The sequence below is a fragment of the Vibrio sp. 2304 genome (assembly GCF_033339475.1).
Classification (GTDB): Bacteria; Pseudomonadota; Gammaproteobacteria; order Enterobacterales; family Vibrionaceae; genus Vibrio; species Vibrio alginolyticus.
The window spans coordinates 1-25,604 of the sequence record NZ_JAWOUQ010000017.1 but is presented as its reverse complement, the minus strand read 5'-3'; the positions used below and the strand labels follow the sequence as shown (position 1 = coordinate 25,604).

Sequence of the window (25,604 nt, the reverse complement as noted above, 5' to 3'; positions counted from 1 at the left end):
TAGCTTGTCTATTTTTGGGAGAGGAAACTCACTTATGCGAGGTTCAGTTATTAAAAGGATGTATGCCGGCTTTGCACTGATCATCATCCTATTTGCCGTCACAATTGCCATTATGATGGGAGGAATGAGTGATATTCACGGAAAATTTGGCACGGTATCTAAATCATCCCTACCGTTGGTATCGTTATCTAATCAAACCAGTGTTGAGCTGCTTTCTGCCGACAAATCATTTAAAGACTTCCTGACGACAGAGAATAAACAACGCATGGATGAAATGCGTCAGGAATTTGCTAGATCTCAACAGCGCTTCGAATCCACATTGGCTCAACTGAAAACCGCAAGCCAAATCTACCCTTCTCTTGCCGAACCGTTTTCAGAGTTAAAAACGTTAGAGCAGAGCTATTTTACAGAAGCTCTAGAGGCCATGGACAACTACGAAGCAATGTTCGCGGCTCAAGAAGAAGTGCAAAAATCCTCACGCCGCTTCCAAAAACTGAATACCGAACTTTCGGTTGGTCTTAAAGAATATGTGGCAGATCAAACCAGCATTTCTGTCAAAGTCATGGCAAAGAGCTACTTTATCAAGTTAAAAGATGCCGAAGTAATTACCTCTGATGCCCTCGCCAGTTCCAACCCTGAGTTTGTTACGCAAGCCGTAGCTAAAAACCGCAAAGCAGTAACGCACTTGAATTACGCATTCCGCGGGTTGGTGACTCAGCTTCCTGAGCTAGAAAAAGCATTTGGCGAATCTGTAGAGCAATTTACTCGTGACGTCGGTATGCGTGGCGGTGTGCTAGACCAACATAATAATTACCTCAATGCTCGCGCCGCTTTGTATAACAATATCGCCAACCTAGCAAATAAAGTGGATTCAACCATGGCGATTCTTGAGCAATTTACGACAACCGCAACAGATAAGCTCAATGAATCATTGGCAGATGCAGGTGACATATATTCGGCCGGTGTAACGAAAGCCATCATCATTGGCGTTATTGTCGTTTTACTCGCGACAGCGATTGGCTACCACATCGCACAAAGCGTTCGCGAGCCGTTGACTCGTATTCTAAAAGTGTTAGAAGGCCTGACTGAAGGTGATATGACACAGCGTATCGATATTCGCTATAACAACGAATTCAGCCGTGTGAGTGGACACATTAACTCACTCGCCGACAACCTTCACGAGATCTTGGTGAAACTCAACGAAGCGTCAGAAAACCTATCGTCAACCGCGACAACCAACGAACGCACCTCTTCGCAAGCACAAATTAAATTGAGCTCTCAACGCGAACAAACGGCAAACGTCGCTACCGCGATGACAGAAATGTCTCATTCAGTGCAGGAAGTCGCGCAAAGTGCGCAAGGCTCGCTAGAAATGGTGCAACGCGTCGAATCTGCCTCTGAAGAAGGCAGAAATGTTATGAGCAGTAACATCTCAACCATTAATCAACTAGAAACACGTTTGAACGAATCGGTCTCCGCAGTTTCTGAGCTACAAAAGATGAGTGGCCAAATTGGGTCTATCCTTGATGTGATCCGCAACATTGCGGAGCAAACCAACCTACTGGCATTGAACGCGGCAATTGAAGCGGCTCGCGCTGGTGAACAAGGTCGCGGCTTCGCGGTAGTGGCAGATGAAGTACGAGTACTCGCATCAAGAACGACTCAATCAACCACTGAAATTGAATCCATGATCAGTAATCTGCAATCTAGCTCACAATCAGCAAACCAAGTCATACAAAGCTGTATGAGCGATATGGAGATGTCGGTTGAGCAAGCGTCAAAAGCGAACAGCTCAATGGAAGAGATCCAGGCGCTAATCATTGAGATCAGCCAAATGAGTACGCACATTTCACAAGCAGCAGCAGAGCAAAGTGAAACATCAACAGACATTGCTCGCAGTATTGAAGATATCAACAGCATCGCCGATGAAAGTTTCCAAGCCATGTCGAGTATCGCACAAACCAGTGAGTCACTGACCCACTTGGCTCATCAGCAAAATGAATTGGTCCACCGCTTTAAGTTATAAATACTTTATAATTAAGAGCATTAATTAGTGCAATCAACTGTATAAGGGCGACTTTTTGTTAAGTCGCCCTTGTTTTTTGTCGGCCATGTCTACATATGATTAATAAGGCCAGCTCATCCCCTTGCACAACTCTTTTCGAGCGGCCTCATAAAAAGGAAAATCTATGGCTGTTCATGTTGGTATTATCGACCAAGACCCAGTGAGATTGGTCACTCCTCTATTAGATAATCGTACGCTAAGCACACATATCGTCTTCATCGGAGACAAGAGCCAGTTAGATATATTTGACCGACTGAGTGCCGTTTTAGATCAACGAGAAATTACTTCTGAATTTTTTGAAATTCCATCCGCTGTTAATACATCTCTGATCAAACAAGCAATTCAAAAACTGGCAAAAGACCTCCATGAACGCGGCGAAGATGTAAAATTGAACGCGAGCTGTGGTCTTCGTCATCGCTTGTTGTCGGTGTACGAAGTTTTCCGTACCTATCGCTGGCCAATTTTTGTGGTAGAGCCTAGTAGCGATAAGCTTTGTTGGTTATACCCTGATGGCAAAGAAGATACCCAAGTCGAAGATCACATTACGATTGCAGATTACCTCACTATCTTTGGTGCACGCGGCGAGTTTCACCACGTTGATTTACCACCTCTTCTTGATAAAAAATTGTATGAACTTGGTGAACGATGGGCCTCAAATGCGCTTGAGCTTGGGCCAGGTCTAGCAACACTTAACTACCTTGCAACCACATGCCGCAAAGAACAAAAGCTTGATGTCGAGCTCTCCGAAAAACAGCAGGGCTACCGTGAGCTCAACATGTTGCTTTCAGATTTAGTAGAAGCAGAAATCGCCACCTACGAGAATGGCGTTTTAACGTTTGCAGATGAAGATGCTCGACGCTTTTCAAACGGTGAGTGGTTAGAGACTTTGGTTCACAGCACCGTGAAGCAAATCCAAGACACCATGCCGACGATCCAAGATCGATCGTTAAATGTTCAGGTTTATCGCAAACTTGGTGAAAGTGAAGTACGCAATGAGTTAGATGTCGCAACAGTTGTAAACAACAAGCTGCACATCATCGAGTGCAAAACCAAAGGCATGAGAGATGACGGCGACGATACTTTATATAAGTTAGAATCGCTTCGCGATCTATTAGGTGGCTTACAAGCGCGCGCAATGTTGGTGAGCTTCCGTCCTCTTCGTCACAATGACATTACTCGTGCTGAAGACTTAGGGCTAGCCCTGATTGGCCCTGATGAGCTTAAAGATTTAAGAACGCACTTAACGGCTTGGTTTAAAGACGCGGGCGGTTCAGACGAGATCTAGTGCCATTAAGAAAGCTAAAATTCACAACGATAAAAAGCAGCATTAATGCTGCTTTTTCATACCTAAATTTTAGCAGTACGCATTTCTATAAGTAGAAAAAAACCAGAGGTTAGCCTCTGGTTTTTTCTGTTTGTTTAAATGCCAACTATAGCGGCTTAAAGCATTTTACGCGCTGCTTCTACAACCACTTTAATTGAACGCGCTTCCGTTTCTTTCAGAGTTGAATGATCTGGAATCTCTTTTTGTGTACGGTTGATGATAACACCAGCCACACAACCCGCTTTTAAACCAGAGCTCGCACACATTGTTAGCAGTGTTGCAGACTCCATCTCGAAGTTAAGTACGCCCATGTCTTGCCATTCTTGCATAGAGCCTTGGAAACGCTTAACAACACGACCAGAGAACGTGTCGTAACGTTCTTGACCAGGGTAGAACGTGTCGCTTGATGCAGTCACACCCATGTGAACTGTAGCGCCAGACTCTTCTACCGCTGCTTTCATTGCGGTTGCTACTTCAAAGTCAGCAACTGCTGGGAATTCCATAGGAGCAAAGTGTAGGCTCGCACCGTCAAGACGAACTGACCCCGTCGTTACGATCATGTCACCCACGTTTACATGCGGTTGAATTGCACCCGTTGTACCAACACGTAGGAAAGTGCGAACACCAAGCTGTGCCAATTCCTCAACTGCGATAGAGGTAGAAGGACCACCAATACCTGTAGAACAAACCACAACAGGTTTACCGTCTAGCTCTGCACGGTATAGCGTGTATTCACGATGGCTTGCTAGAAATACTGGATTTTCCATTTGTTCTGCGATTTTTTGAACACGCGCTGGGTCACCAGGAATGATCGCTAGAGTCGCACCATTAAGATCAGCTTCAGTAACACCTAAATGGAATACAGCTTGAGACATAAGTCGCTCCTTATTGTGGCTTATTTTATGAACAATAAGCTCATTAATCAGTTATTGGGTACAGATGCACTGTAGCGAACCTTTCACCAACATAGAGTGATCACAATCACAATGACAAAATGTAATGAAAATGAAATTTCAAACAAAACTGGTATTGATCACACTTTAAGGGGCGTTAGATCATTTTGTTGCATAGCAATGCGTGATTTCAAGGACGAGAAAAACGTCCGATCGCATCAGGTTAATACGGTTAAAAAAAGCCCGATACACGAATGCCTCGGGCTATTAATGAGTGGGATCAATGGTTAGGTCAGTTATTTGATCTGCTTGGACTCAAAACGAAGTAATCTCAACGCATTCAATGTCACCAGTGCTGTTGCACCACTGTCAGCTAATACTGCAACCCACAACCCAGTAACCCCAAGTAAACTTGTCACTAAGAATACACCTTTCAAACCTAGCGCTAACGCGACATTCTGACGAATGTTACTTAGCGTCGCACGCGACAGTTCTATCATGGCAGGTAGCTCAATCAACCGGTTGTGTGTTAACGCCGCATCAGCAGTCTCGAGCGCAACATCCGTACCGCCTCCCATCGCAATACCAATGCTCGAAGCTTTCATGGCTGGAGCATCATTGATACCGTCTCCCACCATCGCAACGGTATGTTGTTGTGATAGTTTCTCGACGTAATGCACCTTGTCTGCAGGTAACAAACTCGCTTTATAATCCAAGCCTATTCTATTTGCCATTGCTTCTGCACTTCTCGGGTTGTCACCCGTTAGCATCACCGACGTGACCCCAAGTTCCTTCAACATTGCGATGGCTTGCTGGGCATCTGAGCGCAATGTATCTTGCCATGCGATCACGCCAATGACCTCGTCATCGAAACGCACAATGACAACCGTTTTACCTTGTTGTTCCAACGTAACCACTTGCTCTTTGGCTTGTTGAGAAAGTGGAAAGTCTGCCTTTGAAGGCGTGACCACTTGGACCATTTTTCCATCGACGTAACCTGTGACACCAGAGCCTACTTGCGCGGTTTTATCCAACGCTTCAGGAATAGTAAGCCCCTGCTCTTGCACTTTGGTAACTAAAGAAACCGCTAGAGGATGACTTGAACCAACCTCGATTGACGCAGTTAGGCTAAGTAACTTGTCTTCATCCATATCAAAAGCAAAGACGTCGGTCACTTCTGGTTTACCTTGCGTCAGTGTCCCAGTTTTATCAAATGCGACAGACTCAACCTTGCCAAGCAACTCAAGCGCCGCTCCACCTTTGATCAATGCGCCCCGCTTAGCCGCTGCCGCCAAGCCAGAAGTGATCGCCGCAGGCGTTGAAATGACTAATGCACATGGACAAGCAATCAACAGCAGGGCGAGTCCTCGATAGATCCACGTTTCCCACGGTTGGGCAAATAGTAATGGCGGCGTAACGATAACCATCAGAGACACCAACATCATTAGTGGCGTATACCAACGGCTAAATTTATCAAGAAAGCGTTCTAATGGTGCCTTACGAGATTCGGCTTCTTCAATCAAATGAAGAATTCGGTCTATCGCATTCTCGCCCTGACGGGAAGTCACCTGTAAGCGAACCACTTTATCGACAACCACAGCCCCGGCCATCACTTTGCCACCGGTTTGATGTTCAACGGGAACAGATTCTCCCGTTAACGCACTTTCGTCAAAACTCGCAAGCGCATCTTGCAAAACACCGTCGGCAGGCAAACGACCTCCGGGTGCGACTTCTATGGTATCACCTGGTTTAAGCTGAGCAGCTGGTACTTCTTTACGCTCTCCATCAATAATTAAAATTGAATTTTCTGGGACTAAGTCCATTAACGCCTGGACACCGCTTCGCGCGCGAGATGATGCATATGCTTCTAACTTTTCACCAATAAGGAAAAGCAATAACACCATTGCGGCTTCGGCGGTTTCACCTAAATATAAAGCGCCGAGCGCCGCTACACTCATTAACGTTTCAATCGCAAAAGGCGTACCGCTACGCGCCAACTTAAATGCTTTGAGCGCGATTGGGTATAAACCAAGTAAACACGTCAAAGTGAATAACCAAGCGCTTATTTGAGGGTCGATCTTAGAAATTACTGCCGCAGTAGCCATTGCACCAGCAATCGAGAGAATTTGGATGTTGTCTCTTATGACGCCAAGCCAGCCTTTCTTTGTAGTGCTTGGTTTTGGAGCATCCAGTGAAGAGAGCGGGAAACCCGTTTTTTGGGCTGTCTGCTCTATCGTAGCTATCAGCTCTCGACCATCAAAATCGACGACCAGTTTTTCTGTTGCAAACAAAACCTTGGCTTGGCTGACGCCTTGTAAAGACGTAATGGCTTTCTCAAGCTTTTGCGCACAAGATGGGCAATCCATACCTGACACAAGCCAAGCGTTCCGAACGGAGGAATTACTCTCCCTTGTGGGATCGTCTTCCTCGCCTGTGTCAACGCTGCAGCCTCCTCCACTACAGCAAGAGCTTTCAGAAACATCAACACTGGCCTGAGAGATATTGAGCGAAGATTTTACTGGCGCACAGCATGACTCGCTTGCACCAAGCGGCACCGCAGTTTTGATTTTGCTAGATTGGCAACCTTGATGTTTTGTACACATAATTTTTTCCTTATTGGTATCGGTGATTTACCTATTGCTAAGGGTAAACCTTAGAGTAAGCTCCAAGGTCAAGATAAATTTGTACAGTTCGGCGATAGAAAATAAAAAAGACGCCGAAGCGTCTTTCCAAACCAGTTTAAAAGCAATATTCCGTAAAATTTAAACAGAGAGGTTAAACGGGATGCTTAAAACACTCATTTAATGTCATTCCGATGGCACGCAGCACGTCTCTTCTTGTGATAACACCAACCAACTTACCTTTGCCATCCACCACTGGATACATTTTCGGCTTTCCAACTTTCATCATGTCAGCCAGTTCAATTACTGACATTTCTGGAGAAACAGATAAGACATCATCATGCATACACTCTTGTACCGTATGTGTATCTTGGCAGTGATAACTTGCTTTCACCAACTTATCTAATAAGTCTTGCTCCGATAAAAACCCAACCACTTTTTCATTTTCATCAATGACAGGGCCACCTAGTGTGACACTTTGCATTACTTTGTTTAAAGCTGCCGAAAGTGACATATCTTTCGTGAAAGTCACCGCTTGCAACGTCATGTAATCTTTTACTTTTAATGAATGCATTCTTATCTCCTTAAGGGCATTTTATTGCGGCCTTTAGATAAGTGTCGCCTAATTTCCTGATTTTACTAAATGGAAAGGAGTAATTTTATTTATAGGCACAGCCTATTGAACTAAAACAAAATTAACTCACCGAACAACATTCACTGTATTTCGTTAAACGCAAGATTCAGCCAGGCTGATTTTTCTAGGCAAAATACAACAAAGCCAGTCAATTGACTGGCTTTGTTATTATGTAATTGTTGCGTTAGCTATGTTGGCGGCGCATGTTGTCTAGAATAATGCCAGTCGCCATCGCGACATTCAGTGATTCGGCACCGCCAAACGCTGGAATCGTGATCTTATCTGTCACGAATTTTGCTGCGGCTTCGCGCACACCATGAGATTCGCTGCCCATCAACAAAATACCTTCAGCAGCGAAATCCGTTTTATGAACGCTCTTTCCTTCCAAAAACGCGCCATATACTGGCAATTTGGCGTGTTCCAAGTAACTTGGCAAATCCACCAAACTCACTTGTACGCGGCCAAAGCTGCCCATGGTCGCACTGATCGTTTTAGGATTATAAGGATCAGCACAATCTGTACTCGCAATAATGTGCTTGATGCCATACCAGTCTGCTACACGAATAATCGTACCTAGATTACCAGGGTCGGATACACCATCTAGCGCAATCATCAAGCCTTTCGCTTGAGGCTCTTTTACACTCGGAATTTCAACCACAGCAATGGCCGCATTATTGCTCACAAGCGTGCTCGCTTTGGTCAATTCATCAAGCGATGCTTCAACACAATCAAAACGATTTAGCGTACCAGCATTTTGTTCGAGAAATGCTGCTGTTGCAAAAACCTGCTTCACCTTCAATGAACTACTTGCTAGCTCTAGTACGTTCTTTTCACCCTGAACTAGGAATAAGCCATGCGCTTTACGCTGTTTCTTTTGACCTAAAGCACGAAGCAGTTTTAATTGGTTTTTTGAAATCATTAAAGTATCCCAGGTGAAAATGGTTATTCGACGAGCGTACCCTAAACAATCTTCACGAAAGTTCGGTATCGAGCGGATGAGATTATAAATTATACCTAAATAACCTCAAGAAGCTTGATCATCAGAAGACGTTGAACACCAAGCGTAGCCAAAATAAAAGAAGGCTCAAAAACGAAAAAAGCCCTGCGATAACGCAGGGCTTTCAAAGGGTGGGACCCCAGCCACATCCCGGCACACAAGTCACACGCTGCGGCTGCTTCCTTCCGGACCTGACCGAGTTCACGAGCTATTGTTGCGAGAGGACCAGAGCCCCATAATTCTTTTCGAGAGGTCTTGCCTCAATCGATGGGGCGATTATTCAGTATCAGCTCTCACAATGCAAGAGCAAAAACCTTGAATTTCATCATTTCATTACCGTTTGAACAAAACTCGATCAATTCATTCCTTTATGATGAAACCGTACAGTCACGATAAGAGGAGTCGTGCCGTGAGGACTGCTTACTCATGTACATGTCTTCATCAGCCAAATGCATCGCTTGCTCTAAGCTCATGTGCCGTTCCCTTTTTGCAGAGAAACCAATAGAGATACTTATAGACTCCAAATCACTACATAATTTGCCTTTCACGTCGATTCTACTGAGCTCTCTCATTGCTCTAGTTAACTCGGCTTGCGTTGGATAACCCAGCAATATGAACTCATCCCCTCCAATTCGATAACATCTTCCCGACCAGACATAATGAATTTTTAGTGCCAGTAGTTGTAAAACTTCGTCCCCAGCGCGATGCCCATAAGTGTCATTGATTCGTTTGAAATGATTAATGTCTAAGTAAAGTATGGATAGATCTTTGTTTACTCCTTTTCGATACTTTACTTGCAACGCACGACGGTTCCTTAACCCTGTTAAGTTGTCAGTGTTCGATTGACGGTAAAGATAAAGCGAAACACAAATAGCAAACAATAACACAAAGATAAACACAGCTTGTGTTTGCGTCGCTAATCGAATCTCATATTCAAGTGCGGTACGCCAATCTGGGCGTACATCGTACTGAGCAATGATCTTATCAACTTCTAACATCGCTATCGCTCGACTGAAGAAAGGCGCAAGCATGGCTCCTTTTTCATTCGCGACCAATCCAACAGAGAGTTGTGACTCATAAAACTCGCCAATAGCGGTATCCTGCTCTATCGGAACCAATTCACTGAGACGTAAAAAATGATTGAGCATCGCCGTATCCATCGGAATGTAATCGACTTCTTCATTTAGTAGCCCCTGAATGAGCTCTTGTTGGGTACGATAACGTTTGAGTTCTTTTAGCGGTAACAGTTGCGTCATCATTTGATCGAAAAAGTCATCCTTAACTACGCCAATCCGCTCAGATATCAACTGTGAAACATGAGAGTATGTGCTCGGTTTGTAACCTAAACGCTTGACCATCACCGATGCTGGCGCGTAATGGGACTTTGGAAAGTAGCTAAATGCGCGCCGCTCACGGCTGACCGTTAATGGCGCCAAAATTTCGAAATTACCTTGGATAAACTCATGGTACATAGAACCCCAGCTTTCACCAGGCTCACTAATGATCAAGCAGTTTAAAGCCAAGATCTCACAGCTTCTCAGGACTACATCAGCCGTCATCCCTTCGACACTACCATCTGCGTTGTATACAACATATGGAAAGATAGATTCGAGCTTAATCCGTATTGGTTCATTAAAATCAAGGGGCAATAAACGAATAGAATCACGCAACGCTGCTCGCCTTAATTCAAATTGATACTGGGAAATTTCTTCGCGAAGCTGCTTTTGCACCGCTTCCCCGTGAATAAACGTAGCGAACGTGTCCAACTCTTCAAGATGATGATCTTTTTTACTGATGATGGATACGGGCTTTATCGAAATCTGATCATTGAGCATCTTGGCGTCAAACCCCTCCATCAGCATCGGCTTGAGCTGGTTAATGGCATCGACAACGCCGTCCACAGCACCTGAACGTAGCAGTGTTACTGCTTGTTCGTGACCTTGATAAGAGATCTGTTCTAGCTCAGGGTAGTGTTGTTTAAGTAATTGGGCATAAACTGTATCTTTGGGGACGCCAACACGCGAAATATCACTCAACGTCGAATCTTTTAAGCCAAAGAGGTAGGTATATTCGATATTTGTTGGGCGGGAATAACTAAAACGTTGAGCACGTTCTTGTGTGTAAGTGATATTCGCAGCAAAGTCCGCTTCCCCATTCGCTACTGAATTTAGAATGGCATCAAAGCTGGAGTAGTTCACGTATTGAACGGTAAAGCCAAACTCCTCTGAAGCAGCATTGAAAAGAACACGAGTGACGACATCATCCGCTTCAGTCGCGACTTTATAATGAGCAATTAAAGGGGCTTCGGCTTTTACATTCAAACTCAAGTGGCAACATGCAAAAAGCAACAGTGTTCGAGCAAAAGTTGTCATGACAAACTTATCTTAAATCAACCACTTATATTGTGGTTATTATTATTGGAAGTGTAGTAAATATGAAATGAAGAACATATACTAATCTCCATTTTGTTCCACAACCAATTCGATACTCTGCCGCACATGTCACTTTTTACCTGACTAAAAATTCATAATTCAGCCTGTTCATCGCTACTACGTAAAATATAGTCAGTCATCCAAGCCGTCCCTAACAAACAGATCCAAACCACGAAAACAGGGTTTGGCACATCCGTGGTCGGGCTGACGACTAAAGCGGCAAAACCCACAGTCGGCAATGTCCAACATAATAATTTGCTCCAACGAATGGTATGTTGAAGTTTCGCAAGTGCTTCCATTGACGCTAACATTCCCGTCAAACTTAACGCCATAAGAACGGCGTACGGTAGGCCTGCAATCCACAATGGGAGCAACAAAAACAACGGCCACCAGCTGTGTTTATTGGATGGCGTCCAATGCGCAGCCGACCACCACATCGCCATAACCGCAATGGTTTGAACCACTGTAACCCAAGCAGACCCATCCAGCTTACCTCCTTGCTGTGTGACCATAAGACCAACTTGCAGTGTAAGTACAATAAGACCAGCGGTGAGCAACACGCCTAAAGAGCTTCTACGAGAAAACACCACCATTAAAAGTGGGAAAAGGATCAAAACACCAACCGACAAAGCAATTGGCTGCATTGAGAGTGTCGCACCAAAAGCCATCATCGCGCCCAGCAATACTAAGCCAGCGAACCCACCTTGTGGCAGAACCCACAGCGCGGGGATCATAAGTGCAAGAACGGGAATGTCACCCTCGCTCAAACTCATCGCCCGAACGCAGACAACAGCGAGTAAGGTCGTAACGAAAAATTGAAGTGTCGATAAAATCATAGCGCCTCCTGGCTTCCCCACCTACTTGGTAACTCAACGGCAAAAACTGGGATTGAAAGTCGTTGAGAGGGTCTAGATTCAAGCTTAGCTTGCGTTTGCTTCATGCTGTTTAAGGCTCATCAACCAACGACACTAAAGAACAGAAAATGTAATTCTTCAAAGTGAGTCGCTGGCAACACAAGGGTTAAGAACCGTTAGCAATATACAAGTCCAATGGTTTACCATTCCTTAGTAATCCAAAATAGACACTTTTGAGTATGGACCAATTTTTAGCGCAAATCTTTGCTGTAATTCACCAAATTCCAAAAGGAAAAGTCTCCACCTATGGGGAAATTGCAAAAATGGCCGGTTATCCGGGCTATGCGAGACATGTTGGTAAAGCACTGGGTAACCTACCAGAAGGCAGCAAACTCCCTTGGTTTAGAGTGGTAAATAGCCAAGGAAAAATATCTTTAAAAGGCAGAGACTTAGAGCGACAAAAAAAGAAATTAGAAGCAGAAGGGATTGAAGTATCGGAAGTTGGCAAAACTTCACTTAAAAAATACAAATGGCAGCCTTAAGCTGCCATTTTTTGTTCTCAGTACGTCGTATTAACGTGTTCCAACTAGACGAATATCTAATTGGTGAGTTTGTGCTTCATCTGTAATAACACCGTTATGTGTGTCGCTGATAAAACGCAGCTTTCCATCTACCTCAATGCGAGCACGAACGCTGTAACGATGGTTTGGTTTGATTTCATTGCTGTCGTAACTCAACTCAAAAGAAAGAGGAACTTGCTTACCTTCTGTTTCGAATGTCTGTTTCGCCAACACTTTTGCTGGCGCATCCGCCAAGGACACATCTTCTAACGCAATAGTAACCACTGCGTTTGGTGGCAAGGCAATCCGCTCGCGATAAGCCACTGTACCTGTAATCGTCTTCATTGACGCCTCTGTAGATTCCATTTCTGTATTTTGAGAAGTTTGGCAACCCACTAACGCAGCCCCAAAGAGTAGAGAAGTAACAAGTAGTAGTGTTTTTTTCATATATTCCTCGAAAAGAGCATTAAACCGAAGCAATTATAGGTGTGGAATATAAAACTGTCTGCTTCCTGTCACTTTATTTGACAATAGTTTGACTGAGTTAGAATTTATCAAACAATTGATTTTGTTTCATAATTGGAACAATACTATTTCTAAGTTACTCAATAGTTCTTAACTATGCCACTTCACAAGAGTGAGGCTGTTGAGGTAACTTGGAATGAAAGACAACGGTGAGGAGACACAATGAGTAAACCACTACGAGAATTGCTCAGCCTACTACAACTCGAAAAATTAGAAGAAGGCTTGTTTCGTGGCCAAAGTGAAAACCTAGGTTTGCCTCAAGTTTATGGCGGTCAAGTAATTGGGCAAGCACTTTCTGCTGCGCGCTACACCGTTGAAGAAACACGCACGGTACACTCCTTCCATAGCTATTTTTTGTACCCTGGCGATCCAGAAAAACCTATTATTTATGATGTAGAAAATCTGAGAGATGGCCGTAGCTTTAGCACTAGACGCGTAAAGGCAATTCAAAATGGACGCCCTATTTTTTACCTAACCGCATCCTACCATGGCGATCAACCTGGGTTTGATCATCAAAAAGAAATGCCAGATATCCCTGGTCCAGAAAACTTTGCCTCAGAGAGTGAGCTCGCAAGCCATATTGCAGAATTTCTACCCAAACGCTTACGCAAAACATTTTGCGGGGAAAAGCCAATCGAAACTCGCCCCGTTACGGTTATCAACCCTTTGAAGCCCAAAAAAGCAGAACCCAAACAGTACCTTTGGATTCGTGCTAATGGTGAAATGCCAGAGAATCAGCTAATTCACCAGTACCTTCTGGCCTACGCATCCGATTGGGGATTCCTTGTAACAGCAATGCATCCACATGAAGTCTCATTAATGACGCCTAACTTTCAAGTGGCCACCATTGACCACTCTATCTGGTTCCATCGCCCGTTTAAGATGGATGAATGGCTTCTATATGCGATAGAGAGCCCAACGGCGAGCAATACTCGTGGGTTGGTCCGTGGCGAAATATACAACCAGCAAGGTCACTTAGTGGCGACAGCCGTGCAAGAAGGGGTGATGCGCTACACGAAATAGCTCGTGTTCGCCAGACGAAAAAAGGAGTGCTGTTCCGCACTCCTTTTTTAATGGGTATCAAACGATGATTAATTTGGTTGATACTTCATGTTAACAACCGACCATTCGTAAAGTGATTTCGGGTAACCATATTCACCTTTCCCGTAAATGACATTTGGGTCGGCATAGAATCCACCTTTATTCGTTGCTAAAAATTCACGAACCCCACGACGGTAAGTAATCACAGGTGCAACTAACTCATACTCTACCTTTTCCATCTTCGAGTCATCAATTATTAAGAACCGAGTCATACGAATCGTGCTGCCGCTGGTGCAGTACCCTGGGTCATCATAGTCAATTGCTTCAAAAGGCTTGAGATCATCTTCGAACAGCTCTGATGTACATCCATCAAATCGAGCTAAGTGTACCCACGCTCCTTTTATTAGAGTTTGGTCATCGTTACCCACCGGCTTGAATGCAAGTAGTGCAATCTTACCTTTGCCGTATAATTTCAATTCTTCGTCCGTTGGCTCACGCACTGAACGAACGTTCATCAAACCAAACTCACTTTCTTCTAAGTTAGAAAACTCACGTGCATTTAGCGTGCTAAACAATACTGTTTGTTCAGTTTCAAGCAATGTATATTGATCCGCAACACCTTCATCTGCAAAGCTTAGATACAGCTGGACTTTCTTACTTTCCAACGCTTTGTAATCTCGAGATTCTCCTTCCGAAACGTCGAGAGAAATCCAACGTCTTTTTACTGGTGGGAGGTCAAGTAACGTCAGCTCTTCCTTATCAACATCTAATGAAGCGACTCCTTTAATTGTTGAGCTGGATATTTGATAGCTGCGGTTTCCTATTGGTGTACCAAAGTCTAGCTTAACCTTTTTAAATGGTTCAAATTCCACCTTCATTGTAGAAGTACTTAAACCAGGGTGATTCGCTTTGTTAATAGTGCCATTTACGACGATTGTTTTAGCTTTGTAGTTGCGCCCAGTAAGGGTAACCTCTAATTGGTACGTGCCTGCATGCAGGATTTTCAAACGCCCTGTATCAGGAGAAACTAGCTCGACCACAGGGTCTTTTTGGTTAATAAGACGGTAACTTGCCTTCGCAGTCCCACCACTCATCACTGGTGAGATAACACTACCAGCGGAGAATTCTACCGTTGGGTAAGTAACCGATACAGGGTTTGTGCCTTGTTTAATCGTGACCGAGAAACTACTTTCACCCGGATCCACTTTGTCGTCCCCCGCATCCGAAACAATAATTTTTGTGCTACCCGCGTTAAGAATTTGCATGGCACCCGTTTGGCTGTTTAAGGAAACCACATCTGTTGCTGCGTTGTCTGCAAATCGGTACGTAACTTCCCCAACCGTACCAGAGATTTTCGGCGCAACAAATGTTTGGCCAACCTTCCAAATCTCTTCCACATCGGATTGAACTTCAATTCGGCTCGGCGCACTCAAAATTGTCACGTAGACTTTTTGATCAGGACCAACGGTATAATTCGCGCTCTCTTTTCTGCGCACAGTTAGCGTCGCTTTACCCGCTTTATACACATGGAGACGTCCTTCACTAAAACCACCGACAACATCTGGTGCGGTGTTATCTACAATCTCAATTTGCTCGTCAGCACTCAAACCAAAATCACGGTGAAGATCAAAACTGTATTTGTTGCTGTATACAACGTCATAATCGTGTGTTGCCATCGGTTGGCCTTCAGCCTTTGCAACTTTGATGACGACATTAAATTGAATAGGTTGGTAGAACTCCCCACCATCGTCTTCAAACTTAAGGTCGTACTCACCCGCAGTCACTACCTCCAACTTGCCGTCAGTCATTCGTAAGCCATTAGGTAAGCTGCTAACTAGATTTACGTTACCTTTTTGCCCTTTAAACGCCAGAGGGATTGAAAGATTTGGTTGATAGGTAAGCGGCATTTCAATGTCTTTTATAACGGGATGAGGCGCGCGATTAACTTCAAGATCAAAACGAGTTTTGCTTGCAGGATAATTACGCATGTCATGCTCGTAAATTTCCACTTCAGCAGCACCAACACCTTTGATCAGTAATGCTTCACCATTTTCAGTTTTAGCGACAACGTCTTCACCACGAATGATTCTCAGCTCATAGTCACCGTAGGCGTTCGTCACCTTAGGGAAAATTCGTCCACCTTCCTCATAAGTTGTGACGATATCCGCTGCGCTGATTTCTTGACGCTTGCCTTGTTTTATATCCACAAAAAATTGCGCTGTTTGCTGTTTATCCAGAAACGCGTCGCTGTAAGTTGCAGTCGCTTCAACCGTTAATCGACCAACATTATGAACAAGAAGCAAACCCGTTTCAGGATCTAGCAACTCGGCCACCTTGCTGTCTGGTACGCTATTTATAATTTTGTAAGAAATACGTTGCGTTTGAGCTTTATCTAGACGCACTGGTTCTAACGTCAACCCTTCTCGATACTCGTCTTCAAGCAAAGCGAACTGTAATTGCCCCGGAGCTACTGCATGCAGTTTAACCGTAGCGCGAACTTGTTTCGGCAAGTAAAAGTCGTTACCTGAATCAGTAATCAGCACCGATGCCTGACCAACTGAACCTAATGAATATACCGAACCGTTCTCATCAACACGAATCAAGTTATGACCACTTTCTACCTCATAACTCAGTTCGCCTTTTTGGCCACGGACGATCAACGCTTTTCCTTCTGACTCAATCGCATTGAAATTCAGATCACTCACTGAAAGTTCAGTATTGATGCCTCGCTCTACAGTGACAGAAAATCTTGCTTCAGAAGATTCATAAGCAGAGCTACTATCTGTAGCAAGAATAGTCGCCGTTCCTGGGCGCAGAATTTGTAGTATTCCTGAGTCATTAATTTTCACGACATTTGGCGGATTAGAGTCAATGACTTGGTAAGATACCGACCCATGTACATTGCTCAGTTTTGCTTCAGTAACCGTTCCCACTCCTTCAAACTTCAATACCGTGTCTTCAACTTTTAATTGCGGACGGTTCTGCTTTGTTATCGTAGTTGGTGTCTTCGTATTGTTCGGCTTAGAGTCTCCCCCACCGCCACAGCCAGCGAGTAAAGCTGCGAGAAAAAGCAAATAGTAATTTCTGTTCATTTTTAGTAATACTTTGTTACATACAAGATGGGGCGATAATAATACGATGTTTTATTAATCACTATCCCCATTTTTGAGTACTTTATTACTTAAGTAATTGCTACTGTATTAATCCTAAAAATAAATACTCAAAAATAGCGACCAAATTACATGAAAACACAAAAAGCAAACGTTTAAATCAAACTCTTCCATTAATTTAGTAAAAATTAATATTCAATAAAATAAAACATGAAAAATAAAGAGAAAAAATTGCGTTATTTTTTCTTTCATTATGATGTATAGGATTAATGGACTGCAAAAACAAATGGTTAATGAAAAATAGAAGAGAGAATAAATATCGTTTATATTTATAAAAATCTGGTAGGAAATAGTTTTAAAAGCATAATCAAACTACCTTTTAACATTTAAAATACTAAAAGGTAGAATTAACATTAGATAGAATTCTTATAGGGCGAGTTATTTTAGGATTGGTAACTCTGTTGTGTATTTAATGGACTCCATAGCAAATGTTGAAGTCACATTAGATAGCCCTTTTACGCTATTAACTAACCGCTTATAGAATTCGTCAAAACACTTCATATCTTTGACTAGTACTTTCATCATGTAGTCATACTCGCCAGCCATACGATAAAACTCCATTACCTCAGGAAAGTCACTCACAGTTGTAACAAAATGGTGATACCAACCTTCGGAATGATCAATCGTTTTTAACTGAACAAATGCAATGAAAGATAGCTCGAGCTTTTCTGCACTTAACAACGCCACGCGTTTTTCGATGTAGCCCTCTTCTTCCAACCTTTTCAAACGCTTCCAACATGGCGTCGTTGTCAGATTTACCTGCTCTGCTAACTCATTTAATGACAAGGTGCTGTCGGTTTGTAACAACGCAAGCAGCTGTTTATCGACCCGATCCAAACTCATCCTATAAAACCCACGAAGTGTAGAAAACTTTTCTATCAAAATAGTCATTACCGGCAACTATAGCAAAGTTTTTCTCTCGTATTATAGGTAAATTATTCCCATCTAATGCTTATCTATCGATTTCCAAGGAGAGACGCCATGTGTACTGACCACAACTGGATCAACAATGCAGTGCGTAAAATTGAAGCAGACTTTCAACGTTCTGCTGATACTCATTTATTTAAACTTGAACTGCCTTCTCTTGATGGTATCGATATCTACCTAAAAGATGAGAGCACGCATCCAACAGGCTCTCTGAAACACCGATTGGCACGCTCGTTGTTTCTTTATGCGATTTGTAACGGATGGATTGGTCCTGAAACCACAGTGATTGAAGCGTCCTCAGGCAGCACTGCCGTTTCAGAAGCGTATTTTGCTCGCTTGCTTGGCTTACCGTTCATTGCTGTTATGCCGAAAACCACCGCACGTAAAAAGATTGAACAAATTGAGTTTTACGGTGGTAAAGCGCATCTTGTAGAGCGCTCAGATCAGATTTATGACGAGTCTCGACGCTTGGCTCAAGAGTTAAATGGTCACTACATGGATCAGTTTACTTATGCTGAACGTGCGACTGACTGGCGCGGTAACAACAACATCGCGAACTCTATCTTTAGCCAAATGGAGTTAGAGGATCACCCGATTCCTAGCTGGGTAGTGATGAGTCCTGGAACAGGCGGCACATCAGCAACCATTGGCCGTTTTATTCGTTACCAAAAATACGACACCAAGCTTTGCGTGGTAGACCCTGAAAACTCAGTGTTTTACGATGCTTTCCAGTCAGGAAATCACTCATTGAAAGGCGATACTGGCAGCAAAATTGAAGGTATCGGGCGACCACGTGTCGAACCAAGCTTTATTGCTGGTGTCATTGATGAAATGCGCAAAATTCCAGACGCAGCCAGTGTGGCAACCGCCCATTGGGTATCTCAGCTGATTGGGCGTAAAGTCGGCGCATCAACAGGCACCAATCTTTACGGTGTGCTGCAATTGGCTTGTGAGATGAAACAACGCGGTGAGAAGGGTTCTATCGTGACGCTTCTATGTGATTCTGGAGAGCGTTACCTAGATACGTATTATGACTTAACATGGGTAAAAGAGAACATCGGCGATATTCAACCTTACTTAGCTCAACTCGAAGTCATTCAAGCAAAAGGTTGCGTTGAGCCAGCTTGTTGCGGCTCAACTAACGCTTAACGTGCAAACTGGACTTTAAAAAAACAGCCCAACTTCATGCGGGCTGTTTTTATCGCTGGGTTTTACTTTTTCTGGCGCGCTTCAAACGCAGCCAATTGTTCTGGCGTTGCCGCTGGTTGATGATTTTGTTTCCATTCATCGTAAGTCATGCCGTAAACACGTTCGCGAGCGTCATCAATATCTAAATCCAAACCGAGATTTTCAGCCTCAGATTTATACCATTTGCTAAAGCAGTTGCGACAGAAGCCCGCAAGGATCATCAGGTCGATGTTTTGTACGTCTTTGTTGGCATCTAAATGCGCCAATAAACGGCGAAATGTCGCCGCGTCTAACTTATCTTGTTCTTCTTGAGTCAAGTTTTTGTATTTGAATTCAGCCACTTTCCTTTCCTTCTCTCTTATTTAACTAGCTTTCGTCACCATATCTAGTTAGTCGGTAGTCATGAGTAAGAAGTATGCTTTAGCGCAACAATTCCCATTCTAAAATCACTACCTTTGATAAAAGCTGATATGATAATTACCATCCATCCTATTGATTAAATTAACATTTAAACAAATCATTACAACGGTCTTTTACCAAGGTTATCGTCTAGTTATGAAAAACGCCATTCTATTATTGTCTGCCTTGACCATTAGCGTGCCAACTTTAGCTGCTCAAGAACAAGCTCATCAATCTTATTTTTATCTGGGTACTGGTAACGTTGGTTTTGATACACCGTACTTCGGCTCGGATAGAGACAATGAGTGGTCAACACCACATATCACAGTTGGCTGGGGTTACCATGTAAACCAATACCTCGCGTTTGAAGGGGTTCTGCGCTATTCACAAAATGAACTTAAGAACGATGCTCTAAAAACTGACTTAGATCTTCACTATTACCAAGCAGGTATGTCTGCTGTTGTAACAAGTGATAACTTAGGCGATACGCCGCTGTCACTGTTTGGTCGCGTAACTGCGCTTGGCACTCAAGCTGAAATGTACGTACCAAACGAACAAAAAGTCACAGATGACTCAGGCGCACTATTCAACATCGGTGCTGGCGTCCATTGGGATATGAGTACAGATATCTGGTTACGCGCAGAGTACATTTATAATGTCGCAGATATGGGTTTTGAAGATTTTTACGACAGCTACGAAGGTGTACAAATCAGCCTAGGGAAACGCTTCTAACATTAGATAGCACCAAGTTTCCATAATTGAAAAACAAAGAAGCCGAGAGTTTTGCCTCGGCTTCTTTTAGATTCTATAGTATGTCGTCACTTACTGAACAGAGAACGTTTCTGTTGCCTCTTTGTTCACATGGTTGCTTGGTTGACCAGCATCGAGAGAATGTAAAATACCATCTTGACGATCTTTTAATGCATTCGTCAACGTTGGAAGTGCGGTAGTTGCTAGCAACGCCATAACACCTGCAACTAAAACCATTTCGACCATGTAACTACCACGTACTTTTTTCAAGGAAACACCTCAATAATAATAGGCATAGGCTGCTTTCCTAGCATTAAACCTAACAAGACCCAACATTCAGTCAAAACGATGAGCGAGTCCTGTGCCCCTCGAAGAAGTGACGAAATAATAAACAAAAATAATCATTAAATCTATAAGTAATCACTATCTATATAAAAAAACACCGAACAAAAATTGCCCGGCGTTTTCAATCAAAGCTTTACGTGCTACTGCTAGGGGTGGGCAACACGGCCCTTCGTATCATGGCTAATTGCTTTGTTTAACTCTGCTTCTACATGACCTGGTGCTTGTGTTTTCGCCGAAATCAATCGGTACATTGCCGGGATAACAAACAAGGTCACCAATGTCGCAAACCCCATCCCGAAAAAGATAACCGTACCCACGGCAATACGGCTCTCATAACCCGCCCCTGTCGATACGATCAACGGAATTGCGCCAGCAAGTGTGGTAAACGCAGTCATCAAGATTGGACGTAGACGTCGCGCAGCTGCATCAATGATCGCTTTTTCAAACCCAACGCCACGATCACGTAGCTGATTGGCAAATTCTACGATCAAAATACCGTTTTTCGTCACCATACCAATCAACATGATCATGCCAATCTGGCTATAAATGTTCATACCTTGGCCCATAATAACCAAACCAAGGAAGCCACCAAATACACCCATCGGCACCGTAAACATGACCACTAACGGGTTTACGAAGCTTTCAAACTGAGCCGCCAACACGAGATACGCCACTAGTAGTGCCAATGCAAACACAACAGCAACACTCGCTTGGTTCTCTTTAAAGTCTTTCGACTCCCCCGAATAACTCACCGAAATGTCACCCGGTAAGTTGTCGATGGCTTCCTGGTCTAGGTAATTCAGCGCATCTCCTAATGTATAACCTTCCGACAGGTTGGCAGTAATAGTGATGGACTTCTGTTTGTTGTAGTGAGAAAGACGAATAGAGGCCGCCACTTCTTCAATTTTTGTGACCGCATCTAACGTCACTAGCTGACCGCTATTCGTGCGCAGATAAATCTGACTTAAATCTGCAGCATTATTAAAGCTATTTTCATCACCGCGAAGATACACATCGTACTCTTCGCCACGCTCAACATAAGTCGTTTCGCTTTTACCACCGAGCATGATTTCTAGGGTGTCAGAAATGTCTTGAACACTGACTCCTAGCTCTGCGGCACGCTGTCGGTCAACTGTAACCAATAACTCAGGCGTTTTTTCCGAGTAATCTATCTCTGCTCCTTCCATCATTGGTGATTCTTCTGCTTTGTTCTTTAGCATTTCAGCCCAAACAACGAGCTCATCGTAATCAGAGCCGCCTAATACGAACTGAACTGGCTCACTCGAACCACCTTGGAAACCTGGCATAAATGGGAACACTCGAACATCTGGGATACCTGCCAATTCTTTACGTACTTTGTTAAGGGCTTGCTGAGCCGTGATATCACGTTCGTTCCAATCTTCTAGAATCATGATCACAAAGCCTGTCTGGTCTCCTGCCTGGCCACCAAACGCTGGCGTTTGGATGCTGAATGACTTCAGATAACCTTGCCCTAGTAATGGCATCAATCGGTCTTCGACAATATCCATATTGGCTGACATACGATTGTATGACGTAGCATCTGCACCGCGCACAAACGCGAATATCACACCGCGGTCTTCTTGTGGGGTCAGTTGGGCCGGTACCTGATTCATCAAGAAATAGCTACCGCCCAAACAAGCTAGAATCACCAGCGGAGCAGCCCAACGTACTTTCAATGCGCCTTTCAATAATGCGCGATAGCCACTCTCAAGCTTGCTAAACAAGCGATCAACCGCTTCATTGAATCGATTTGGTTTTACATTCGCTTTCAAAATCTGACTCCCTAATACAGGCGTCAGCGTCAGGGCAATCAAAGAGGAGAATATGACCGACATAGCCAGCAATACAGAAAACTCTGTAAATAGTAGACCTACCATGCCATCCATAAAGGAGATCGGTAAGAACACCATCACCAGCACTAATGTTGTTGCTACAACAGCAAAACCAACCTCTCTGGTGCCTTTATATGCGGCGAGTAATGGCGATTCACCGCGTTCAATATGGTGGAAGATATTCTCTACAACCACAATTGCGTCATCCACCACCAAACCAATCGATAATATCAACGCCATCAAGGTGATCAAGTTGATAGAAAACCCAAAGTAGTACGCGGCAATGAACGAAGAAATCAGAGAAACAGGTACCGTAACCGCAGGAATTAAGGTTGCACGAGCTTGGCCGATGAAAATGTACAATACCAAAATCACCAAGCCGCCCGTGATAAATAGCGTGCTGTACACCTCTTCGATTGAACGCTCGATAAACACTGTCGCGTCGTAATCTATCGCAAGACGTGTACCTTCTGGTAAGAACTTCTGGATGTTATCGACTTCAGACCTAACCAGCTTCGCTACTTCTAACGGGTTTGCGTCTGACTGCGGTACCACACCAAGACTGATGTTTACTACACCATCACTTTTGAAGGTTGAGTTTTCGTTTTCTGCACCAATGAAGACATCTGCTACATCTTTTAAATAGATAGGTGTATTGTCGCTTGCGCGTTTAATGACAAGATATTGAAAATCTTCAGGCGTGTTATAAGTACGAGCCGTACGCACGGACATTACTGTTGAGTCGTTGCGAACTTCACCACCTGGGCTTTCTAGGTTCTCACTTCGCAAAGCTGATGTAATATCCGAAGCTGTAACTGAACGTCCAGCCATTAGTTCTGGCTTAAGCTTCACGTACATGACCTTGTACAAACCACCGGATAGATCAATGGAGCTAACCCCAGAGATCAGGCTAAAGCGGTCCATCAATACACGTTCGGCATAATCGGTTAATTGAGTACGGTCCATCTCTGCAGAACTGAGATTGATGTAGAGCGACGCCTCTCCCGAGCCATTGTTCTTATAAACAATAGGGTCATCCGCTTCATCAGGTAGCGAGCGCTGAGCACGAGCTACGGCATCACGCACGTCGCTCACACCTGTGTTGAGATCGTAACCTAACTCAAACGTGATCGTGATACGCGACATGCTGTTACGAGTAGTGGAGCTAATTTCATCAACTCCACTGATCCCAGAAAGCTGGTCTTCCAAAACGGAGGTAATTTGGCTTTCAATAATAGTCGCCGATGCACCCTCATAACGCGTACTGATAGAAACGACTGGGCTTTCTATATCAGGCATTTCACGAACGGCTAATTTGGTGAATGACACAAAGCCAAACACACACAACAGCATGCTCAGAACCAACGCCGCGACAGGGCGTTTAACTGAAACGTCGGACAGTAACATTAGTTTTCTTCCTCATCCGATTCACTGTCATTGCGTGTCACATCCGTGGTGTTCGCTTTTAGTGGCGCGACAATTTCTTTCACTTCGACACCATCACGCATGTTAACAATGCCTTGAACCACAATCTTGTCACCAATCTCAACACCAGATTCGATCACCACCTCGTTACCAACACGAGCACCTAGCGACACTTCTTGACGAGTAGCTTTGTTGTTTTCATCAATTACATATACAAAACGTTTAGTTCCGGAGTATTCAAGCGCTTGAACAGGAATGATTGGCGCCTTAATAGCAGGAAATGCTAGTGAAGCGTTCATCAACATGCCCGGCTTCAATTGATTTTCTGGGTTATCAAACTCAATACGCACGCGAAGATTCAGTGTTTCGGCGCTGATACGCGTATCAATACCTGTGACTTGACCAGTAAAGATCTGGCTACCCCATGCACTGGTTTTAGCGATGACTTCCATACCAATAGAAAGCATCGATAAATAGCGCTCCGGTACTTGTAAATCCAGTTCCATGACGGAAAGATCATCCAACGTCAAAAGTTCAGTACCCGCACTGACCATTTTGCCGCGGCTAAAATCGATAAAACCAACAGTGCCAGAAAATGGGGCAGTAATATGGAGATCAGCTAAATTGGCTTGAGCAGCATCAAGCCTCGCTTGTGCTATTTCAACACTGGCTTTTTGTGCATCGATTTCAGTTTGAGTAATCGCATTCCGCTTAACCAAACGTTGGAACTCTTTTAACTTACGCTGTTCATCTTTTAGATACGCCTTTGCCTCAATCAAAGCGGCTTGAGCCTTATCGTCATCTAACTTAATTAATAGCTGGTCTTGCTGGACATTTTGATTCGCTTTAACAGCGATTTGATTCACTTTGCCGGCGACTTCCGATGCGACAACCACAGACTCCGCTGCCTTTAATTTGCCGATAAGAGTTAAGGATTGATTGATCTCGTGCGTTTCTACTTGTTCAGTCACAACGGTAACCGCTGAGCCTCCTCGCATCGCAGCGGAAACCGATGGAGAACTCAGTAATATAGAAAGCGTTAAAACAGATAACGATAACGTGGCTTTCATGCTCATGATATTGACTTCTAAACGAATAAACTTATGTCATTAAACTGCTTACAGTTTATCAGTAGATACGGTGTTTAACGTCAAGTAGTGTAAATTCAAGTAAAAAGCGCGCCTCTCTTCTGTTCAAAGGACAAACAAAACGCTGACTTTCTACCATCTTTGCCCAAAAAGACAGCATTCAACGTAAAAACGTAAGAAAAACGCTTTACAGCCTGAGCGAGTTTGCTATGATTCGCTCCGCACTTGGGAGATGAGTTGGGAAAACATCTTACTAAGTATAAAAATCCTCTGGAGGGGTTCCCGAGTGGCCAAAGGGAGCAGACTGTAAATCTGCCGGCACTGCCTTCGATGGTTCGAATCCGTCCCCCTCCACCATATTCTTTCTTATGTTTTTCCTTTAAACGTGAGAACAACTTGAAAGCTAGGTTGGGAAACTAGCTTTTAAGTATAAAACACCCTGGAGGGGTTCCCGAGTGGCCAAAGGGAGCAGACTGTAAATCTGCCGGCACTGCCTTCGATGGTTCGAATCCG

General features: G+C 43.9%; 19 protein-coding genes, 1 tRNA gene and 1 other RNA gene. 7 read left to right on the top strand and 14 right to left on the bottom strand.

All coding sequences use genetic code 11. The annotated features are described in order from the left end of the window. The first annotated feature begins 34 nt into the window (after window positions 1–34). The gene (locus R7P64_RS21885; RefSeq protein WP_258475615.1) at window positions 35–2,026 is read left to right on the top strand and encodes a methyl-accepting chemotaxis protein; all 1,992 of its coding nucleotides are present in this window, start codon (window positions 35–37) and stop codon (window positions 2,024–2,026) included. A 163-nt stretch (window positions 2,027–2,189) separates the two neighbouring features. Continuing rightward, a complete protein-coding gene (locus tag R7P64_RS21880) occupies window positions 2,190–3,350 on the top strand; it encodes a DUF1887 family protein (RefSeq protein ID WP_005378476.1) in 1,161 nt (386 codons plus the stop codon). Window positions 3,351–3,505: 155 nt separating this feature from the next. Here the strand turns inward: R7P64_RS21880 and udp are convergent, their stop codons facing one another. The 7 genes from udp to R7P64_RS21845 all read right to left on the bottom strand — a co-directional run bounded on the left by udp (window position 3,506) and on the right by R7P64_RS21845 (window position 11,802). Continuing rightward, window positions 3,506–4,264, bottom strand: a complete 759-nt coding sequence (gene udp / locus R7P64_RS21875) for a uridine phosphorylase (RefSeq protein ID WP_005378479.1) — start codon at window positions 4,262–4,264, stop codon at window positions 3,506–3,508. Window positions 4,265–4,578: 314 nt separating this feature from the next. Beyond that, a complete protein-coding gene (locus R7P64_RS21870; RefSeq protein WP_318123962.1) occupies window positions 4,579–6,885 on the bottom strand; it encodes a zinc/cadmium/mercury/lead-transporting ATPase in 2,307 nt (768 codons plus the stop codon). A gap of 172 nt (window positions 6,886–7,057) precedes the next feature. Continuing rightward, window positions 7,058–7,477, bottom strand: a complete 420-nt coding sequence (locus R7P64_RS21865; RefSeq protein WP_005378483.1) for a CBS domain-containing protein — start codon at window positions 7,475–7,477, stop codon at window positions 7,058–7,060. A 244-nt stretch (window positions 7,478–7,721) separates the two neighbouring features. Beyond that, window positions 7,722–8,456: an RNA methyltransferase gene (locus R7P64_RS21860; RefSeq protein ID WP_318119228.1), complete on the bottom strand. Its 735-nt coding sequence runs from the start codon at window positions 8,454–8,456 to the stop codon at window positions 7,722–7,724. A 212-nt stretch (window positions 8,457–8,668) separates the two neighbouring features. Continuing rightward, an RNA gene (gene ffs, locus R7P64_RS21855) (signal recognition particle sRNA small type) lies at window positions 8,669–8,765 on the bottom strand. A gap of 137 nt (window positions 8,766–8,902) precedes the next feature. Then, on the bottom strand, window positions 8,903–10,906 hold the full coding sequence (locus tag R7P64_RS21850; protein ID WP_213866970.1) for a GGDEF domain-containing protein: 2,004 nt from the start codon (window positions 10,904–10,906) through the stop codon (window positions 8,903–8,905). A gap of 152 nt (window positions 10,907–11,058) precedes the next feature. Next, a complete protein-coding gene (locus R7P64_RS21845; RefSeq protein ID WP_005389942.1) occupies window positions 11,059–11,802 on the bottom strand; it encodes a hypothetical protein in 744 nt (247 codons plus the stop codon). 257 nt (window positions 11,803–12,059) lie between these two features. On the opposite strand from R7P64_RS21845, the gene R7P64_RS21840 reads away from it, so the two are divergent. Then, window positions 12,060–12,362, top strand: a complete 303-nt coding sequence (locus tag R7P64_RS21840) for a DNA base-flipping protein (protein WP_005378570.1) — start codon at window positions 12,060–12,062, stop codon at window positions 12,360–12,362. Window positions 12,363–12,392: 30 nt separating this feature from the next. Here the strand turns inward: R7P64_RS21840 and R7P64_RS21835 are convergent, their stop codons facing one another. Beyond that, window positions 12,393–12,827, bottom strand: a complete 435-nt coding sequence (locus tag R7P64_RS21835; RefSeq protein ID WP_005378572.1) for a YbaY family lipoprotein — start codon at window positions 12,825–12,827, stop codon at window positions 12,393–12,395. A 240-nt stretch (window positions 12,828–13,067) separates the two neighbouring features. Between R7P64_RS21835 and tesB the strand changes: the two genes are divergently transcribed. Beyond that, complete coding sequence (tesB, locus tag R7P64_RS21830; protein WP_005378575.1) at window positions 13,068–13,928, top strand: acyl-CoA thioesterase II; 861 nt, start codon at window positions 13,068–13,070, stop codon at window positions 13,926–13,928. 68 nt (window positions 13,929–13,996) lie between these two features. On the opposite strand, the gene R7P64_RS21825 is transcribed toward tesB, so the two are convergent. Together R7P64_RS21825 and R7P64_RS21820 are read right to left on the bottom strand one after the other, a co-directional pair. Then, a complete protein-coding gene (locus R7P64_RS21825; RefSeq protein ID WP_213866971.1) occupies window positions 13,997–17,038 on the bottom strand; it encodes a cadherin repeat domain-containing protein in 3,042 nt (1,013 codons plus the stop codon). A 456-nt stretch (window positions 17,039–17,494) separates the two neighbouring features. After that, window positions 17,495–17,959: an Lrp/AsnC family transcriptional regulator gene (locus R7P64_RS21820; protein ID WP_053307491.1), complete on the bottom strand. Its 465-nt coding sequence runs from the start codon at window positions 17,957–17,959 to the stop codon at window positions 17,495–17,497. 138 nt (window positions 17,960–18,097) lie between these two features. Here R7P64_RS21820 and R7P64_RS21815 point away from each other — a divergent pair, with 138 nt between their 5' ends. Then, entirely contained in the window at window positions 18,098–19,192 is a 1,095-nt protein-coding gene (locus R7P64_RS21815) for a PLP-dependent cysteine synthase family protein (RefSeq protein WP_005389952.1), read from the top strand. Between the two features lie 62 nt (window positions 19,193–19,254). Here R7P64_RS21815 and R7P64_RS21810 read toward each other — a convergent pair whose 3' ends face one another. Then, the gene (locus R7P64_RS21810; RefSeq protein ID WP_005378586.1) at window positions 19,255–19,572 is read right to left on the bottom strand and encodes a DUF1244 domain-containing protein; all 318 of its coding nucleotides are present in this window, start codon (window positions 19,570–19,572) and stop codon (window positions 19,255–19,257) included. A 214-nt stretch (window positions 19,573–19,786) separates the two neighbouring features. On the opposite strand from R7P64_RS21810, the gene R7P64_RS21805 reads away from it, so the two are divergent. Further along, a complete protein-coding gene (locus R7P64_RS21805) occupies window positions 19,787–20,362 on the top strand; it encodes a porin family protein (RefSeq protein WP_137281816.1) in 576 nt (191 codons plus the stop codon). Window positions 20,363–20,452: 90 nt separating this feature from the next. Here R7P64_RS21805 and R7P64_RS21800 read toward each other — a convergent pair whose 3' ends face one another. The 3 genes from R7P64_RS21800 to R7P64_RS21790 form a co-directional block, all read right to left on the bottom strand. Next, on the bottom strand, window positions 20,453–20,650 hold the full coding sequence (locus tag R7P64_RS21800) for a type II secretion system protein (RefSeq protein ID WP_031781369.1): 198 nt from the start codon (window positions 20,648–20,650) through the stop codon (window positions 20,453–20,455). A 221-nt stretch (window positions 20,651–20,871) separates the two neighbouring features. After that, complete coding sequence (vmeF, locus tag R7P64_RS21795; RefSeq protein ID WP_151514631.1) at window positions 20,872–23,985, bottom strand: multidrug efflux RND transporter permease subunit VmeF; 3,114 nt, start codon at window positions 23,983–23,985, stop codon at window positions 20,872–20,874. After that, window positions 23,985–25,079 (bottom strand): efflux RND transporter periplasmic adaptor subunit, encoded by a 1,095-nt coding sequence (locus tag R7P64_RS21790; RefSeq protein ID WP_154204730.1) that lies wholly within the window; start codon window positions 25,077–25,079, stop codon window positions 23,985–23,987. The genes vmeF and R7P64_RS21790 overlap by 1 nt, the downstream gene beginning before the upstream one ends. Before the next feature lie 284 nt (window positions 25,080–25,363). Between R7P64_RS21790 and R7P64_RS21785 the strand changes: the two genes are divergently transcribed. Next, a tRNA-Tyr gene (locus R7P64_RS21785) sits at window positions 25,364–25,448 on the top strand. Window positions 25,449–25,604 lie beyond the last annotated feature (156 nt).